The organism is Streptomyces coelicoflavus, assembly GCF_045041415.1.
GTDB lineage: Bacteria > Actinomycetota > Actinomycetes > Streptomycetales > Streptomycetaceae > Streptomyces > Streptomyces coelicoflavus.
This window is the reverse complement of the sequence record NZ_CP108218.1, coordinates 362,516-377,203: the sequence shown is the minus strand read 5'-3', so window position 1 is coordinate 377,203 and position 14,688 is coordinate 362,516. Positions and strand designations below refer to the sequence as shown.

At 75.1% G+C, this 14,688-nt stretch carries 12 protein-coding genes; 6 read left to right on the top strand and 6 right to left on the bottom strand.

Features of this window, described 5'->3' with window-relative positions:
* Positions 1-97: 97 nt before the first annotated feature.
* Positions 98-1,567, top strand: coding sequence for an MFS transporter (locus tag OHA99_RS01710; protein WP_164381022.1), 1,470 nt, complete (start codon positions 98-100; stop codon positions 1,565-1,567).
* Between the two features lie 322 nt (positions 1,568-1,889).
* Positions 1,890-2,063 carry a CsbD family protein gene (locus tag OHA99_RS01705; RefSeq protein ID WP_007389488.1) on the top strand — a complete coding sequence of 58 codons (174 nt, stop codon included), beginning with the start codon at positions 1,890-1,892 and terminating at the stop codon, positions 2,061-2,063.
* A gap of 117 nt (positions 2,064-2,180) precedes the next feature.
* On the opposite strand, the gene csnA is transcribed toward OHA99_RS01705, so the two are convergent.
* From csnA to OHA99_RS01690, 3 genes are all read right to left on the bottom strand, one after another.
* Entirely contained in the window at positions 2,181-3,023 is an 843-nt protein-coding gene (gene csnA / locus OHA99_RS01700; protein ID WP_405693609.1) for a chitosanase CsnA, read from the bottom strand.
* 162 nt (positions 3,024-3,185) lie between these two features.
* Positions 3,186-5,933: a SpoIIE family protein phosphatase gene (locus tag OHA99_RS01695; protein ID WP_405693607.1), complete on the bottom strand. Its 2,748-nt coding sequence runs from the start codon at positions 5,931-5,933 to the stop codon at positions 3,186-3,188.
* Positions 5,934-6,054: 121 nt separating this feature from the next.
* The gene (locus OHA99_RS01690; RefSeq protein WP_405693605.1) at positions 6,055-8,673 is read right to left on the bottom strand and encodes a SpoIIE family protein phosphatase; all 2,619 of its coding nucleotides are present in this window, start codon (positions 8,671-8,673) and stop codon (positions 6,055-6,057) included.
* 258 nt (positions 8,674-8,931) lie between these two features.
* On the opposite strand from OHA99_RS01690, the gene OHA99_RS01685 reads away from it, so the two are divergent.
* Together OHA99_RS01685 and OHA99_RS01680 are read left to right on the top strand one after the other, a co-directional pair.
* On the top strand, positions 8,932-9,219 hold the full coding sequence (locus OHA99_RS01685) for a hypothetical protein (protein WP_405699054.1): 288 nt from the start codon (positions 8,932-8,934) through the stop codon (positions 9,217-9,219).
* Positions 9,220-9,414: 195 nt separating this feature from the next.
* Positions 9,415-9,843: an ATP-binding protein gene (locus OHA99_RS01680; protein WP_405693604.1), complete on the top strand. Its 429-nt coding sequence runs from the start codon at positions 9,415-9,417 to the stop codon at positions 9,841-9,843.
* A gap of 5 nt (positions 9,844-9,848) precedes the next feature.
* Here the strand turns inward: OHA99_RS01680 and OHA99_RS01675 are convergent, their stop codons facing one another.
* Positions 9,849-10,214, bottom strand: a complete 366-nt coding sequence (locus OHA99_RS01675; RefSeq protein ID WP_153176377.1) for an STAS domain-containing protein — start codon at positions 10,212-10,214, stop codon at positions 9,849-9,851.
* 173 nt (positions 10,215-10,387) lie between these two features.
* On the opposite strand from OHA99_RS01675, the gene OHA99_RS01670 reads away from it, so the two are divergent.
* Positions 10,388-10,666 (top strand): hypothetical protein, encoded by a 279-nt coding sequence (locus tag OHA99_RS01670; RefSeq protein WP_228126286.1) that lies wholly within the window; start codon positions 10,388-10,390, stop codon positions 10,664-10,666.
* 127 nt (positions 10,667-10,793) lie between these two features.
* On the opposite strand, the gene OHA99_RS01665 is transcribed toward OHA99_RS01670, so the two are convergent.
* Together OHA99_RS01665 and OHA99_RS01660 are read right to left on the bottom strand one after the other, a co-directional pair.
* Positions 10,794-12,404, bottom strand: a complete 1,611-nt coding sequence (locus OHA99_RS01665; RefSeq protein WP_405693601.1) for a glycerol-3-phosphate dehydrogenase/oxidase — start codon at positions 12,402-12,404, stop codon at positions 10,794-10,796.
* The gene (locus tag OHA99_RS01660; protein ID WP_153176375.1) at positions 12,401-13,018 is read right to left on the bottom strand and encodes a TetR/AcrR family transcriptional regulator; all 618 of its coding nucleotides are present in this window, start codon (positions 13,016-13,018) and stop codon (positions 12,401-12,403) included. Before OHA99_RS01660 ends, OHA99_RS01665 begins: the two co-directional genes overlap by 4 nt.
* A gap of 71 nt (positions 13,019-13,089) precedes the next feature.
* Here OHA99_RS01660 and OHA99_RS01655 point away from each other — a divergent pair, with 71 nt between their 5' ends.
* The gene (locus OHA99_RS01655; protein ID WP_366471580.1) at positions 13,090-14,688 is read left to right on the top strand and encodes an FAD-binding oxidoreductase; all 1,599 of its coding nucleotides are present in this window, start codon (positions 13,090-13,092) and stop codon (positions 14,686-14,688) included.

Genomic DNA, 14,688 nt, shown 5'->3' with positions numbered 1-14,688 from the left:
AGTCCGGACCCCGCCCGGTGTTTGAAGCCCCGGTCACGGGTGACGCAGGCGTGGGGCGGAGTGGCGCGTCCCGTGCAGCCTCACGAGGGGAGCCCGTGTGCGGCGTCCGGACGACGAACCCGATCCCAACCGGTGGCGGGCCCTGTGGGTCACCCTGGTCGCCGGTTTCATGACCCTGCTGGACGTGACGATCGTCGCCGTGGCCCTGCCCTCCATGCAGGAAGGGCTGCACACCTCGCCGGCGGCCGTGCAGTGGGTCGTTTCCGGTTACGCGCTGGCGTTCGCCCTGAGCCTGGTGACCGCGGGACGGATCGGCGACGCGTTCGGCAGACGCCGCGTCTTCCTCGTCGCCCTGGCCGCCTTCGTCCTGTTCAGCGCCGCCGCCGGGGCCGCGCCCGGCATCGGACTGCTGGTCGCCGCGCGGCTCGCCCAGGGCGTGGCCGCGGGCAGCCTGGCGCCGCAGAACTCGGCCCTCATCCAGCAGCTGTTCCGGGGCGCGGAACGCGGGCGCGCCTTCGGACTCTTCGGCGCCACCGTGGGAGTCTCCAGCGCCGTGGGACCGGTCGTCGGCGGTCTGATCCTCGCGCTGGCGGGGCCCGCGGGCTGGCGGTGGATCTTCTACGTGAACGTGCCGGTCGGCCTCGTCGCGCTGCTGCTCGGCTTCCGTCTGCTGCCCCGGGTGGCGCCCGGCGGCCGGGGACGGCTCGACCCCGTGGGCGTGGCGCTCCTCGGCACGGGGATCCTGGCGCTGATGCTGCCGCTGGTCCTCGCGGAGGGCGGCGGCCTGACCAAGGTGTGGTGGCTGTTCCCGGCGGGGGCACTGGTCCTGGCCGCCTTCGCACGGTGGGAGCGCCGCGTCGCCCGCCGGGGCGGCCAACCGCTGCTGGAACCTGGGCTGCTCACCGAGACCCGCGGCTACGCCACCGGCGCCGGGCTGGGAGCCCTGTACTTCGTCGGCTTCAGCGGGGTGTGGATCGTCTTCGCGCTCTTCTTCCAGAACGGCCTGGGCTACTCACCCCTCATGTCCGGCCTCGCGGTGACCCCGTTCGCCGTGGGCTCGGCCGTCGCGGCCGCCGTGGCGGGCCGGCTGGTGGAACGGCTGGGGCGGCTGCTGACTGTCTGGGGCCTGGTCGCCGTCATGGTGGGGCTCGGCACGACCGCGCTGCTGCTGTGGCTCGCGCCCTCCGGTCCGGCGGCCTGGCTCGCCGCGCCGGCCCTGCTGCTCGGCGGACTGGGCAGCGGCTGCGTGATCTCCCCGAACATCACCATGACGCTGCGCGACGTGCCGGTGCGGATGGCGGGCGCGGCCGGGGGCGCCCTGCAAACGGGCCAGCGGCTGGGCGGCGCCGTGGGCACGGCCGCACTGCCGGGGCTGTTCTACCTGACGCTGAACGCCACCCACGACGACTACCACGAGGCCGTGGCCCTCTCGGTGGGCACCGGTGTCGCCGCCATGCTCTGCGCGCTGACCGTCGCCGTCCGCGACTGGCACCGGGACCGCCCCGGGAAGGACCGGGGCTGCCCGCCGGAGACGTCCCACAGCCACACGCACGCCGGTCAGAACTGACCGCCCCGCCGCCCCCGGGCGCTCAGCGCCGCTTGCCGAACCTGCGCAGCATCTGCTGGGCCTGCGCGCGGCGGCGCGGGTCCGCGGCGGCCCGGCGCACCTGCTCGGTCGCCGGCGACCCTGCGGGCTGCGCGCGAACTGCTTGATCCGGTCCAGTACTCCGGCCATGACGTTCCTCCGAGTCGACGACGTACTGCCTTGCCGGTGCTCGTACCCGTTGCCCCGCCGGACACCCCTGCCGGGCGTTCGCACGTTTGGACCCGCCGTACCGGGCGACCCGCCGGGCAGGACATCGCAAGCCAACGCCGAGAGGTGAACCACTGTGGCCGGCAACCAGAAGTCCAGGGCCAGGATGGAACAGGCCAAGGGGAAGGCCAAGGAAGCGGCAGGCCGGGCCGTCGGCAACGAGAGGATGACGGCAGAAGGGCGCGCCGCGCAGTCCAAGGGCGACGCCCGCCAGGCCAAGGAGAAGGGCAAGGACGCCTTCCGGCACTGACACCGGAACGGACCGTGCGGCACACGGGCCGCGGAACCCGGCACACGGCCGGTTCCGCGGCCCGCGTCGTGCCCGGCGGCCCGAGGAAGGGACGACGGCCTCACCGGGGCCGCGGGGTCAGCCGATGTGGTAGGCGTCCCCGTACACGTGCCAGTCCAGCGGCGGCTCGAGGTCGAGGTTGCCCTCGTTCAGGAAGACGCGCTGGGCCGTGTCGACCCGGCTGGTGTCGCTGTGCGCCTCCTCCTGCCGCATGGCCCACACCCGCTCGTCGAGGAAGGCGTGCAGGTAGGCGACCTCGTCCCCGCCCTGGGCCGGCGGCCGGGCCCGGCCGAGGGCGCGCTCGCGGATGCTGCCGAAGCCGAGGCCGCCGCCCTCGCCGTGCATCACCATCGCGTCGTAGTACGCGAACTGCCCCAGCGTCCGCAGGCCGTCGTCCCTGCCGCGGCGAACGGCCGGGTCGAAGTAGACGCGGTCGCGCTCGTCGTCCTGCGCCCGGCGGAACTCCGGGTCCCCGTCGGCGGCCCGGCGCCAGTCGTCCGGGAAGCCGGGGTCGAGGCCGTCGTGCGAGTCGGAGCCGTCCACCCGGCGCAGTGCCGGCAGATAGGGCGCGAGGAGGTTGCCGGGGCTGCGCTCGGCGTACAGCTCCACCAGGTCGAGCATGTCGCCGGTGCCGGAGCAGAAGCCGATGATGCCCGCGGTGTAGCCGCGGCCGTCACCGATGTCCTCGATGTACCGGTACTGCGCCTTCCAGTCGAGCGAGGAGTTCTCCGCGCTCGACACCAGCTGCATGGCGATCTCCTTCTTCGCCGGGTCGTCGAGCCCCGTCGCGCGCGCGGACGCCGCCGCGGCCCGCGAGGGGGTGAGGAGGGGGACTGTCGCCAGGGACGCGCATGCCATGGCGATCACGGTACGGCGCGAGGGGCCTGCGGGGCGCGCCGGGTCGGGGAAGGGGTGCCTCACGGAATCTCCAGACGAGGTGGGGGTTGGGAGTGCCGGGCACTGATAGGAAAGTTTCCTACCAGATATTCCACGCGCTGGACACCCGTCCCGCACGACATTGGTACGGACCGAGGGTGACGGCGCCCCCGCGCCCCTTCCGGAAGGCGGCCGCTCCGGCGCCCGTCAGGGCACCGGCTGCTCCGCCCAGATGACCTTGCCGGCCGGCGTGTAGCGGGTGCCCCAGCGCTCGGCGAGCTGCGCGACCAGGAACAGGCCACGTCCGCCCTCGTCCGTCATGGCCGCGTAGCGCAGATGGGGCGAGGTGCTGCTGCTGTCGAACACCTCGCAGATCAGGCTGCGGTCGCGCAGCATCCGGACGTGGACGGTCTCGCCGCCGTACCGGATCGCGTTGGTGACCAGCTCGCTGAGGATCAGCTCGGTGGTGAACGCCAGCTCGTCCAGGCCCCACTCGCCCAGCCGCCGGGTGACCTGGGAGCGCACCTCGCCGACCGCCGCCGGATCGCTCGGGACCTCCCACTCCGCGACCTGGTCCGGGCCCAGCGTCCGGGTGCGGGCGACCAGCAGCGCGATGTCGTCGCCCGGCCGGTCCGGGAGCCGGGCGTCCAGGACGGTGCGGCAGGTCTCCTCGGGCGTCTCGCCGGCCGTCTCCAGGGCCCGGCGCAGCTGCTCCAGACCGACGTCGATGTCGTGCACCCGGTCCTCGACCAGCCCGTCGGTGTACAGCACGAGCCGGCTGCCCTCGGCCAGCCGCAGTTCCGTCGTCTCGAACGGGAGGCCGCCCAGGCCCAGCGGCGGTCCCGCGGGCACCTCCGGGAACTCCACGGTGCCGTCGGGCCCGATCAGGGCCGGCGGCGGGTGGCCCGCCCGGGCGATCACACAGGAGCCGGCCACCGGGTCGTAGATCGCGTAGAGACAGGTCGCGCCGGTCACCGGGGCGGTGCTGTCGTCGGTCGCCTCGTCCTGGTCGATCCGGCCGACCAGCTCGTCCAGGAGGCCGAGCAGCTCGTCGGGCGGCAGGTCGAGGGCGGTGAAGTTGTGCACCGCCGTCCGCAGCCGGCCCATGGTGGCCGCGGCGTGCAGCCCGTGCCCGACGACGTCGCCGACGACGAGCGCGACCCGGGCCCCGGACAGCGGCAGCACGTCGAACCAGTCCCCGCCGACCCCCGCCTGCGCGGGCAGGTAGCGGTAGGCGACGTCCAGGGCGTTCTGGTCGGGCAGCCTGCGGGGCAGCAGACTGCGCTGGAGGGTCACCGCCATGCTGTGCTCGCGGGTGTAGCGGCGCGCGTTGTCGATGGAGACCGCGGCCCGCGCGACCAGCTCCTCGCCGAGGGCCAGCTCGTCCTCGTCGAACGGCTCGGGCTTGGCCGCCCGCCAGAAACTCACCACCCCGAGCACCAGCGTGCCCGCGCGCAACGGAACGGTGATCAGCGAGTGGACGCCGTACTCCACCACCTGGGCGGAACGCTCGTAGTCCTGCGCCTGCCAACCCGGGGCCTCGCCGAGGCGCGGCTCCAGGACGGCCCGGCCGCTGACCAGCGTGCGGCCCTGCGGAGAGGAGTCCACGTAGCGGATCGGCCGGCCCACGGGATAGAGCGGGACCTTCTCGCTGACACCGCTGCGCGCGGTACGGCGCAGCGGCGTCGCGCTGTCCGGCTGACCGCCGGCCAGCACGGTGTCGAACAGGTCCACGGTGACGTAGTCCGCGAACCGGGGCACGGCCAGCTCGCCCAGTTCCTCCGCGGTGCGGGTGACGTCCAGGCTGGTGCCGATGCCCACCCCGGCCGCGTACAGGATGTCCAGGCGCTCCCGGGCGGTCTCCGCCCGGCCGGACAGGGCCCGCAGCTCGGTGGAGTCGCGCAGGGTCGCGACGCAGCCGGCCGGGCCGCCCCGTACGTCCGTGGGCCGCTGGTTGATGGCCAGCAGCCGGTTCTTGACCAGGTGCACCTCGTCGGTGGCGGCCTGGCCGGAGGCCAGCAGCTGGGCCAGGTCGGACGGCAGACCGAGGGCGCCGACGTGCCGGCCCTCCGCGTCGGGCGGCAGGGCCAGCAGCCGCCGTGCCTCGTCGTTGGCCAGGAGCAGCCGGCCCTCCCCGCCGACGATGAGCACGCCCTCGCGCACGCTGTGCAGGACCGCGTCGTGGTGTTCGTACATCCGGGTCATCTCGTGCGGTCCCAGGCCGTGCGTCTGCCGCAGCAGCCGTCGGCTCACCAGGGCCGTGCCCCCCGTCGCCAGGGCCAGTCCGGCGGCCGCGGCGACCAGTACGAGGGGCAGCTGGCGGTCGGCGACCCCGCCCACGTTCTCCGTGGTGATGCCGGCCGAGACCAGGCCCACCACCTTCCCGTCGGGGGCCTTCACGGGCACGACGGCCTGGACCAGCGGGCCGAGGGTGCCCTCGATCTCCTCGGTCACCGTCTTCCCGGCCAGCGCGGGGGCGATGTTCCCGACGAACTTCTTGCCGATGCGGTCCGGCTTGGGATGCGTGTAGCGGATGCCCTCGGGATTGGTGACGACCACGAAGTCCACGTCCGTGGCCTTGCGCACCGTCTCGGCGCGGGGCTGGAGCACCGCCGTGGGGTCGGGACTGCGCAGCGCCTCGAGGATGCCGGGGGAGTTGGCGAACGTCGCGGCCACGGCGACGGACCGGTTGCGGGCCTCCACCGTGCTGTCGTGCCGCACCTGGAGCACCAGCGCGACCGCCGCGGCCACCACGAGCAGCAGCACGATGACCACGTTCATCACGAAGACCTGGCCGGCCACGCTGCGTCCGGACAGCGCCGAGCGCAGCGCCGAGGCGGGCCGCCCCGCGTCCGCTCCCCGCCGTGACCGGTCCGCGTCCTGCCGGTGTCGGGCGTGCGGGCCGCCGGGACGACGGGGTGACCGTTCTCCCGATCGACCCATCAGTCGGACCATGTGCTCATGTCTACACTGCCGGGCCGCCGGAGGCGAGGGGCACCCCCCGTGACGCGGCGGACCGCCGGACGGGGTGCCCGGCCGTGGGCACGGGGGGTCTCCGGGCCGTCCGCCGCCGCTCTCACCCGGGGCTCGCGGGGTGAGGGCGCCGGGTGGCGAGCAGGAGCGCGATGTCGTCGGGACGGTCCGTGGTGTGGCGGGCGGTCACCACGATCCGGTCGGCGACGCCCGCGAGCGAACGGCTCCCCGGCCGCGGGGCGGGCGCTCCGGCCCGGGCCAGCGCGAGGCGCAGCGCGGTGATCCCGTCGTCGATGTCGGTGCCGGGCCGCTCCACGAGACCGTCCGTGTAGAGGGCGAGGACGGCACCGGGCTCGATACGGAACTCGCTCAGCGGATAGGGCGCGCACGGGTCCACGCCGAGCACCACCCCGCCGGGCAGGTCGAGGGTCTCGGTGCGTCCGTCCGGGTGGCGCAGCAGCGGGGGAGGGTGCCCCGCGCGTGCCGCGCAGGCCTCCCCGGTGGCCGGGTCGAGCCGGATGTAGCAGCAGCTCGCGAACAGGCCCGGGTCCAGATCGGCCAGCAGGTGGTTGACGCCGCTCATCACCTCGTCCGGCGGTCGGTCGCCGAGGGCGAAGGCGCGCACGGCACTGCGCAGTTGCCCCATGGTGGCCGCGGCCTGCACGCCGTGCCCCTGGACGTCCCCGATCACCAGGGCCATCCCGTCCCCGGAGGCCACCACGTCGTACCAGTCGCCGCCCACCTCCATGCCCTGGGTGCCGGGCAGATAGCGGCCCGCCGTCTCGAGGAGCGGGTGCGAGGGCAGCCGCCGGGGCAGCAGCACCTCCTGAAGCCCGCGGGCGAGCGCGGTCTCGGACTCGTAGCGCCTGGCCTTCTCCATGGCGTGGGCGATGAGCCCGGCGAGGGCGGTGAGCACCGTGCGTTCCTCGGCGCTGAAGCTCCGGGACCGGTCGAAGCCGAGGATGCAGGAGCCGACCGGGCGCCCGGAGGCGATCAGCGGCAGGAAGGCGCGGGCGCCCTCCGTGGCGTCCAGCGGGATGCCCGGGTATGCCGAGGCCAGTGCCTGCATCGTGTCGAAGAAGAGCGGCCGGCCGCTGGTCAGCGTCTCCACCCCGGGCAGCCGGGCGTCCAGCGGTACCCCTTCGAAGGGAGCGAGGAAGCCGAGCGGGAAGCCCGTCTCCCACGCCAGGTGCAGGTGGCGGTCCTGGAGCAGGTAGATGGCGAGCCGGCGGCCGCCGAACGCCGACAGCAGCTCCCGTACGACCACGGCGGACACCTGGCGGGCGGTGACCGCCTCGGTGAGGGCCACGGCCAGGACGATCGGGCGGTACTCCGGTGCCGTCGCGGCGACCGGAGGCGCCGGGTCGCCCGCCTCTGGCCCGGAGGACGCGTCCGCCTTCGGGGCCTCCCCGGGCTCTGGGGTTGTCCCCGCTACCTCGGCTTCCGGCCCGCCGTGCTCGGGGGTGAAGCCGGCGGAGGCGTCGGCCACCCGGTTGGCCGGGCGGAGCGTGGCCGTCAGGAAGTCCGGCCCGGGGTACACGCAGACGGCGAGCCAGTCACCCTCGTAGGGCTGCGGCGTGGCACGGCGTCCGGGGCCGGCCGGCCGCTGGACGTGGAAGCGGACCGGTTCGGGGGAGAGCAGGGCGCCGCGCAGATGGTCCTCGTAGGCGGCCTGGTCCAGCCAGGGCACGGCCTCCCACAGCGAGCGGCCGAGCAGCGTGGCCCGCGGCCCGCCCAGCAACCGGGCGGCGCGGGGGTTGGCGTAGACGACGGTGCCGAGGCGGTCCACGCACAGGACGCCCTCCGGCAGCAGGTCGGCCGCGGCGTCGGCCACGGTGCCGTCGAAGGGGTCGCGGACGGCGCCGCGCACCGGCCCGCCGACGGGTGGTGCGGACCGCGGCCGCCACAGCTCCACCATGCGCAGCGCACCGTCCGCGGTGCGCACGTACAGGGGAAGCCGGGGCGCACTGCCCGCGGCGGTCTCCCGCAGCGCCGCGGCGATCCGGTGCCCGTCGTCGGGGGTCAGGACGCCGGTGAGCGTCCCGAGTGCCGTCGGGGTTCCGGCGGCCTCGGCCGGGACGCCGAGCAGGGCGCACAGCGGCTTGTCCAGGGTGACGGTGCCGGTGTCCGGCTCCCAGCCGAAACTTCCGGCGTGCCCCGGACACCGCCCCGAAGCGGGCGGCCGCACACACAGCGGCTCCCCCTCCCAGGCGACCGGCGGCGCGTCCCGGCCGGCGTCCAGCCGCTCCAGGGCCGCGCCCAGATCGTGCGCCAGGCCGGCCACCCGGTCCACGCCCTCCAGCAGGTCGGCGGCGTGCGGGGCGGAGGGACGCAGGACGGTCAGCACACCGTACGTCCGGCTCGCGCCGGCGACGGGGACGTACAGCGACCCGAACGGGAAGGGCAGACCGGCCGCGAACTGCGGGTACCGGCGCATGGTCTCGGCCGCGTTGGGCAGTACCACGCGGACGCCCAGCCGGTAGGCGTCGGCGGCCGGGAACGGGCTGTCGGCGTGCAGGCGCCACCAGGGGCGGAACAGGGGGCCGGGCAGTCCGGCGAGGACGGCGAGCCGGAGCAGTCCGGGGGTGGGGGAGCGCAGGTACACGCCGCCCACACGGCCGTCGGCCGCGCCGAGCGCCCGCGTGGACGCGTCGATCAGCAGTGCCGTCAGCCGTCCGGGCGTCCGGTCGGTCTGCCCGGCGTCCTCGGCGCCTGTGTTCATCGGCCCCACCTCGTCCGTGCGCCGCCACGCGGGTGACACAGCAAGGATGCGCCCCCACCGACGGGGCGCGCACGCGGTCGGGGCGCACGGGTGAGCGTGACGTGGTGGTGACGGAGCGTTGACCTCGCGGGCGGGAGTCCGTAATCTCCTCCGCGACATTCGGAAATCAAGCCGAAACTTTCGACGCTCCAGGGCGAGATTCGGCGGCTTCCGCCCTTCCGAACGGCCTCCGCACACCGATTCAGAGGACGGGACGACATGAGCACGACTCTGAGACGCCTGTTGAGAGCGACCATCGCCGGTCTCGTGGCCGCCGCCGCGCTGACGGCCGCGGCCCACTCCGCCGAAGCCGCCGACGCGCTGGGGTCCGCGGCGGCGGGCCATCTCGGCGAGGCCGACTACGCCGCCACGCCGGACGAACGTCCAATCGGCTCCTCGACCGCGACGGTCACCCTGGCGGCCGGCGCGTCCACCAGCTTCGGGTTCACCGTGGCGAAGAACGGCAGCGACGCCGCGCCCGCGGTCGGCACCTGCACCGCCTCCTGACCCGTCGCTCCGGTCCACCGCTGCCCACACCGCCCCGACCCGCCCGCACGGGCCGGGGGCGGGACATGTCCGAAAAGCGGCGCGTCCAGTGGAAGTTGGGGCAAACGGATCGTCGGGAGCGCCCCGGTGCGTATCGTGAGAGCCGGGGACCTTCGCTCCCTCCACTCGGCCCCGGACCGGACGGTGAGGCTCGGCATGAATCCGGCGCACGGACCCGGCACCGCGGACGGCTCCGTCGTGTCCGCGGTGGTGGAGTTCAGGGGCGGATCCGCGATGATCCCCGCCTCTCGGGACGTCGTGAACGGCTTCGCCGCGCGCCTCGCCGAGCGTGGCGTGACCCTGGGGGACACCTTTGTGGACACCGCCCGTCTGGTCGCGAGCGAACTGGTGACGAACGCGCTGCGGCACGCACCCGGCCCCTGCCGGCTGGAGCTGACCCTGGTGGACGACCGCGTGGAGATCGCGGTGTCGGACACGGGGGACGCGTTTCCCACCTTCCTGCCCCGCGACCCCGTGCGGGTGGGCAGGCACGGGCTGGAGATCGTGACGCGGCTGTGCGACGAGGTCATCACCAAGCCGCACCCGACGGGGAAGACCGTGTACGCGAGCCTGCCGCTGACCTGAGCCGGTCAGGCGGCCAGAGCCTGCTCCACACTCGGGTAGCAGGGGATGAGCGCGTCCACGCCCACCAGTCGCAGCACGCGTTCGACGGCGTCGCGCGGTGCGGCGAGCCGGAACCAGACGCCGCGGGACTCGGCGGCCCGGTGCGCGCAGATCAGTACGTTGATGCCGCTGGAGTCCAGGAACCCCACCTCGCCGAAGTCCACCACCGTGCCCGGCGCCGACTCCACCGAGGCCAGCAGCACCTCGCGCAGCTGACCGCTGCCGTCCAGATCGACCTCTCCGGCGAGGATCACGAGGCTGACGCCGTCGCCCGTGGTGGTACGGGTGATCAGCAGCCGCTCCGGCAGCGCCGTTCCCTCGGTCTCCGCCACGCCGCCCCACCTCTCGTGTGTGCCGCATGCGCCCGGCAGCCGTCGGTGGCTTGATGGTAAGGCCCTTCGCCGCCCGCGTGGACCACTCGGGCGGAGCGGAACGCGTCGGCCGCAGCGGGCCGTGCCGGGTTCGACGCGCGCGACGGCGCCGCTCTGACTACGGTCGAAGTGTGGTGGCACACACATTCGAGGAGCTCGTGCACAAGCGCCGCGCGGCGGACCTGGCACAGCACCGGGTCGAGGAGCTGCGCGACTCGTACGGGCCACCCATGGAGCATCGGTGGACCCCGCGGCAGTCGCACACCTACGAGACGGCCGTACGGGCCTGGCGCGACCTGGACCGGGACGCGCGGACCGCGATGACGGAGTACGTCAAGGAGGGAGGCCAGTCCCGGCACAAGATCGAGGCGAAACTCCGCAGGGCCGTCCAGCAGGACGACCGCGACACCTGACCGGGCAGGCGCCCGCTTCCTGGGCCGCCTGCCGTGCCGGCCGGCACCGCTCGGCCGCCCCGCCCGGCTCGACGCCCCAGCCCGCGAGCCGGGCGGCTGCCGTGCGGGCGGGGACGCGCGGCCGGGTTCAGCGCCGGTCCGCCGTGACCTCGCCGATCCCGCCGACGCCCCCGGTCTCCGCGACCAGGTCGCGCACCGCGCTCAGGGCCGCCGCACGGTCCTCCGGGACCAGGCCGATGCGGGTGCGCCGGTCGAGCAGGTCGGCCTCGTCGAGGGCGCCCTCGTGCCGCAGGGCCCACACCAGTTCCGCGCCGGTGACGGGGTGGCCCGGCAGCACCCGCTCGGCGAGGCGGGGATCGCGGTCGGCGAGGGCCTGGACCGCCGGGGCCTCGGTGCCGTAGTGCCGTACCAGCCGACGCGGTGCCCGCACCCGGCCCAGGGCCTGCGGGGCGGCCGCTCCGACCAGGGGCAGCGCGGCCGTGGGGGACGCTCCGGCGGCGAGGCCCCTGGCGGCGACGGCGGCGTCCACGGCGTCCTCGGCCATGCGCCGGTACGTGGTGAGCTTGCCGCCGACCACGGTGATCACGCCTTCGGACGAGGTCAGTACGGCGTGCCGGCGCGAGACGTCCGCCGTGCGGGGCCCGGCGCCGGACCGGTCCGGGGCGGTGGTGTCGAGCAGGGGGCGCAGGCCCGCGAAGGCGCCGACCACGTCGTCGCGGTGGACCGGCACGTCCAGCACCGAGCCGAGCACGTCGAGCAGGAAGCCGATGTCGGTCTCGGGCACCTCCGGCACGTCCGGGACGTCCCCGTCCACGGGCTCGTCGGTGAGACCGACGTAGACCCGGCCGTCGCCCTGGGGCAGGACGAGGACGAAGCGGTTGGTCTCGCCGGGGATCGGCACGTGCAGGCCGGCCGGAAGCGGGCCGAGGTGCTCGGAGCGCAGGACGAGGTGGGTGCCGCGGGAGGGGCGGATCCGGATGCCGTCCACGAGGTCGCCGGCCCACACCCCGGAGGCGTTGACCACCGCGCGGGCCCGTATCACCCCCTCCTCGCCGGTCAGCTCGTCGCGCACGCGGGCGCCCGACCCGGTCAGCTCCAGGGCCCTGACCCGGGTCAGGATCCGCGCTCCGCGGGCCGCCGCGGTCCGGGCCAGCGCGGTCACCAGCCGGGCGTCGTCGGTGAGCCGGCCGTCCCAGGACAGCAGGCCGCCGCGCAGCCGGTCCGGGCGCAGCGCGGGCGCGAGGTGACGGGTCTCCACGGCGGACAGGCGCCGCGGCGCGGGCAGCGTGGCCCGCGCGGTGCGCGCCGCGAGCCGCAGGGTGTCGCCGGCCCGGAACCCGGCCCACGCCAGCGCCCCCTGGCCGCGGGAGACCAGGGGGGTGAGCGGCAGGACGAAGGGCTGGGCACGCACCAGGTGGGGCGCCGTGCGCTCCATCAGCACCCCGCGCTCCACCGCGCTCTCGTGGGCGACGTCCAGCTGGGCGGAGGCGAGGTAGCGCAGGCCGCCGTGGATGAGCTTGGAACTCCAGCGGGAGGTGCCGAAGGCCAGGTCGTGGGCGTCCACGGCGGCGACGCTCAGGCCCCGGGCGGCGGCGTCCAGCGCGGCACCGGCGCCGGTCGCGCCGAGGCCGACGACCAGGACGTCCACGACGGGGCCGCCGACGGTGCCGGCCAGCTCGCGGGAGCGCCGTGCGGCGGACAGGGAGGCCCCGGCGGTGGGGCGGTCGACGGGGCTCATGGCGTGAGGGTCCTCTCCAGGATGGTGCGCAGCTCCCCGAGGAGGGCCGCGGAGGTCAGCTCGGCGTCGTCCTCGTCGGCCATGGTCCGCAGCGACAGGGCGAAGGACTGGATGACCAGCAGCACCGACCGGGCCTGCCGCCCGGTGTGCGCCTCGCGCACCGAACCGTCGGCGTGGCCCTGTCCGAGCGCGTCGGCCAGCAACTCGAGAAGCGCCTCCTGGCTCGCCCCGCGCCGGTCGAGGACGTAGGGCAGGAGCAGCTCGGGGTCGACGTCGACGATCTTGCCGAAGAGCGGATGGGCGCGGAACGTCTCCACCCCGGCCACCAGGCCCTCGACCATCCGCGAGCGGACGTCGGTGTCCTCGCCCGGCTCGGGGATGGCGCCGGTGGCGACCGCGAGCCATTCGCGGGTCATCAGGTCGCCGACCAGGGACCGCACGTCGGGCCAGCGCCGGTACAGCGTCATCCGGGAGACGCCGGCGCGGCGGGCGACGTCGGTCATCGTCGTACGGCGCACCCCGACGGCCATCACGCAGTCGCGCACGGCGTCCAGCACCGTGTCGTTGTCCGAGGGGGTCTGCCTGCTCGAGTGGTTGTGACGGTTGGGCGTCATGTGTCACAGTGTAACGCCTAGCGGGGTGATGCGGACGGCGTCCCCCGAAGCGACCGTGAGGACGACAGGCGATGGACATGCTGTGGAACGGCTGGGGCGACCCGGCCAGGGCGACGGCACTGCCCGACACGGTGACCGGGCTGCTGCGCGAGCTGCTCGGCGTTGAACCGCGCGAAAGCGCCGCGCTCCCGCTGGCGGAGGTCGACGTACCGGAGTCACCGCTGGGCGAGGCCGCCCGTAGCGCCCTGGCTCTCGCCGTCGGGGGCCGCGGGGAGGACGTGCGCACGGACGCGGAGAGCCGCATCCGGCACACCCGCGGCAAGTCCACCCCCGACCTGCTGCGGATGCGGACCGGTGACACCGCCGACACCCCGGCCGCCGTCGTCCTCCCCGACAGCCACGACGAGGTCCTCGCCGTGCTGGCCGCCTGCGCGGAGCACCGCCTGGCCCTCGTCCCCTTCGGCGGCGGCACCTCCGTCGTCGGCGGCCTCGCCCCCGGCCGCGAGGGCGCGTTCGTCGCCCTCGACCTGCGCCGCATGAACCGCCTGCTCGACCTCGACGAGGTCTCCCGCACCGCCACCCTCCAGCCCGGCCTGCGCGCCCCCGAGGCCGAGGCGCTGCTCGCCGAGCACGGCTACACCCTCGGCCACTTCCCCCAGTCCTACGAGTGGGCCACCATCGGCGGCTTCGCCGCGACCCGCTCCAGCGGACAGGCCTCCGCCGGGTACGGCCGCTTCGACGAGATGGTCCTCGGCCTCACCCTCGCCACCCCCGAGGGCACCCTCGACACGGGCCGCGCCCCGCGCTCGGCCGCCGGACCCGACCTGCGCCAGCTCGTCCTCGGCTCGGAAGGCGCCTTCGGTGTCATCACCTCCGTCACCGTGCGCGTGCGGCCCGTGCCGGAGGTCCGCCGCTACGAGGGCTGGCGCTTCGCGTCCTTCGACGAGGGCGCCGCGGCCCTGCGCCGGCTCGCCCAGGACGGCCCCCGGCCCACGGTGCTGCGCCTGTCCGACGAGACCGAGACCCTGATCGGCCTCGCTCAGCCCGACGCCATCGGCGCCTCCCTGGAGCACCAGGACGCCGGCTGCCTCGCTGTCGTCGGCTTCGAGGGCACCGAGGAGGACACCGGCCACCGCCGCGAGGGCGCCGCCGCCGTCCTGCGCGAGTGCGGCGGCGCCTTCGCCGGAGACGAACCGGGGGAGCGCTGGGCCCACGGCCGCTACTCGGCGCCGTACCTGCGCGACTCGCTGCTCGACGCCGGCGCGCTCGCCGAGACCCTGGAGACCGCGGCCTACTGGTCCCGCCTGCCCGCCCTCTACTCGGCCGTCCGCGACGCGCTGACCGCCACGCTCACCGGGGCCGGCACCCCGCCCCTGGTCATGTGCCACATCTCGCACGTCTACGAGAACGGCGCCTCCCTCTACTTCACGGTCGTCTCCGCCCAGGGCGAGGACGCCGTGGCGCACTGGACCCCGGCCAAGCACGCCGCCAACGAGGCGATCCTCGCCGCCGGCGGCACCATCACCCACCACCACGCGGTCGGCACCGACCACCGCGACTGGTACGTCCGGGAGGCGGGCCCCCTCGGCGTGGGGGCACTGCGCGCCGTCAAGCGGAGCCTGGACCCCGCCGGACTGCTCAGCCCGGGCGTCCTGCTGCCCGCGGACTGA

Excerpts from the sequence above, each read along its gene's own strand:
- OHA99_RS01695 (WP_405693607.1), bottom strand. The coding sequence starts at position 5,933 with ATGGTCCGACTGATGGGTCGATCGGGAGAACGGTCACCCCGTCGTCCC.
- OHA99_RS01690 (WP_405693605.1), bottom strand. The coding sequence starts at position 8,673 with ATGAACACAGGCGCCGAGGACGCCGGGCAGACCGACCGGACGCCCGGA.
- OHA99_RS01685 (WP_405699054.1), top strand. The coding sequence starts at position 8,932 with ATGAGCACGACTCTGAGACGCCTGTTGAGAGCGACCATCGCCGGTCTC.
- OHA99_RS01680 (WP_405693604.1), top strand. The coding sequence starts at position 9,415 with ATGAATCCGGCGCACGGACCCGGCACCGCGGACGGCTCCGTCGTGTCC.
- OHA99_RS01665 (WP_405693601.1), bottom strand. The coding sequence starts at position 12,404 with ATGAGCCCCGTCGACCGCCCCACCGCCGGGGCCTCCCTGTCCGCCGCA.
- OHA99_RS01660 (WP_153176375.1), bottom strand. The coding sequence starts at position 13,018 with ATGACGCCCAACCGTCACAACCACTCGAGCAGGCAGACCCCCTCGGAC.
- OHA99_RS01655 (WP_366471580.1), top strand. The coding sequence starts at position 13,090 with ATGGACATGCTGTGGAACGGCTGGGGCGACCCGGCCAGGGCGACGGCA.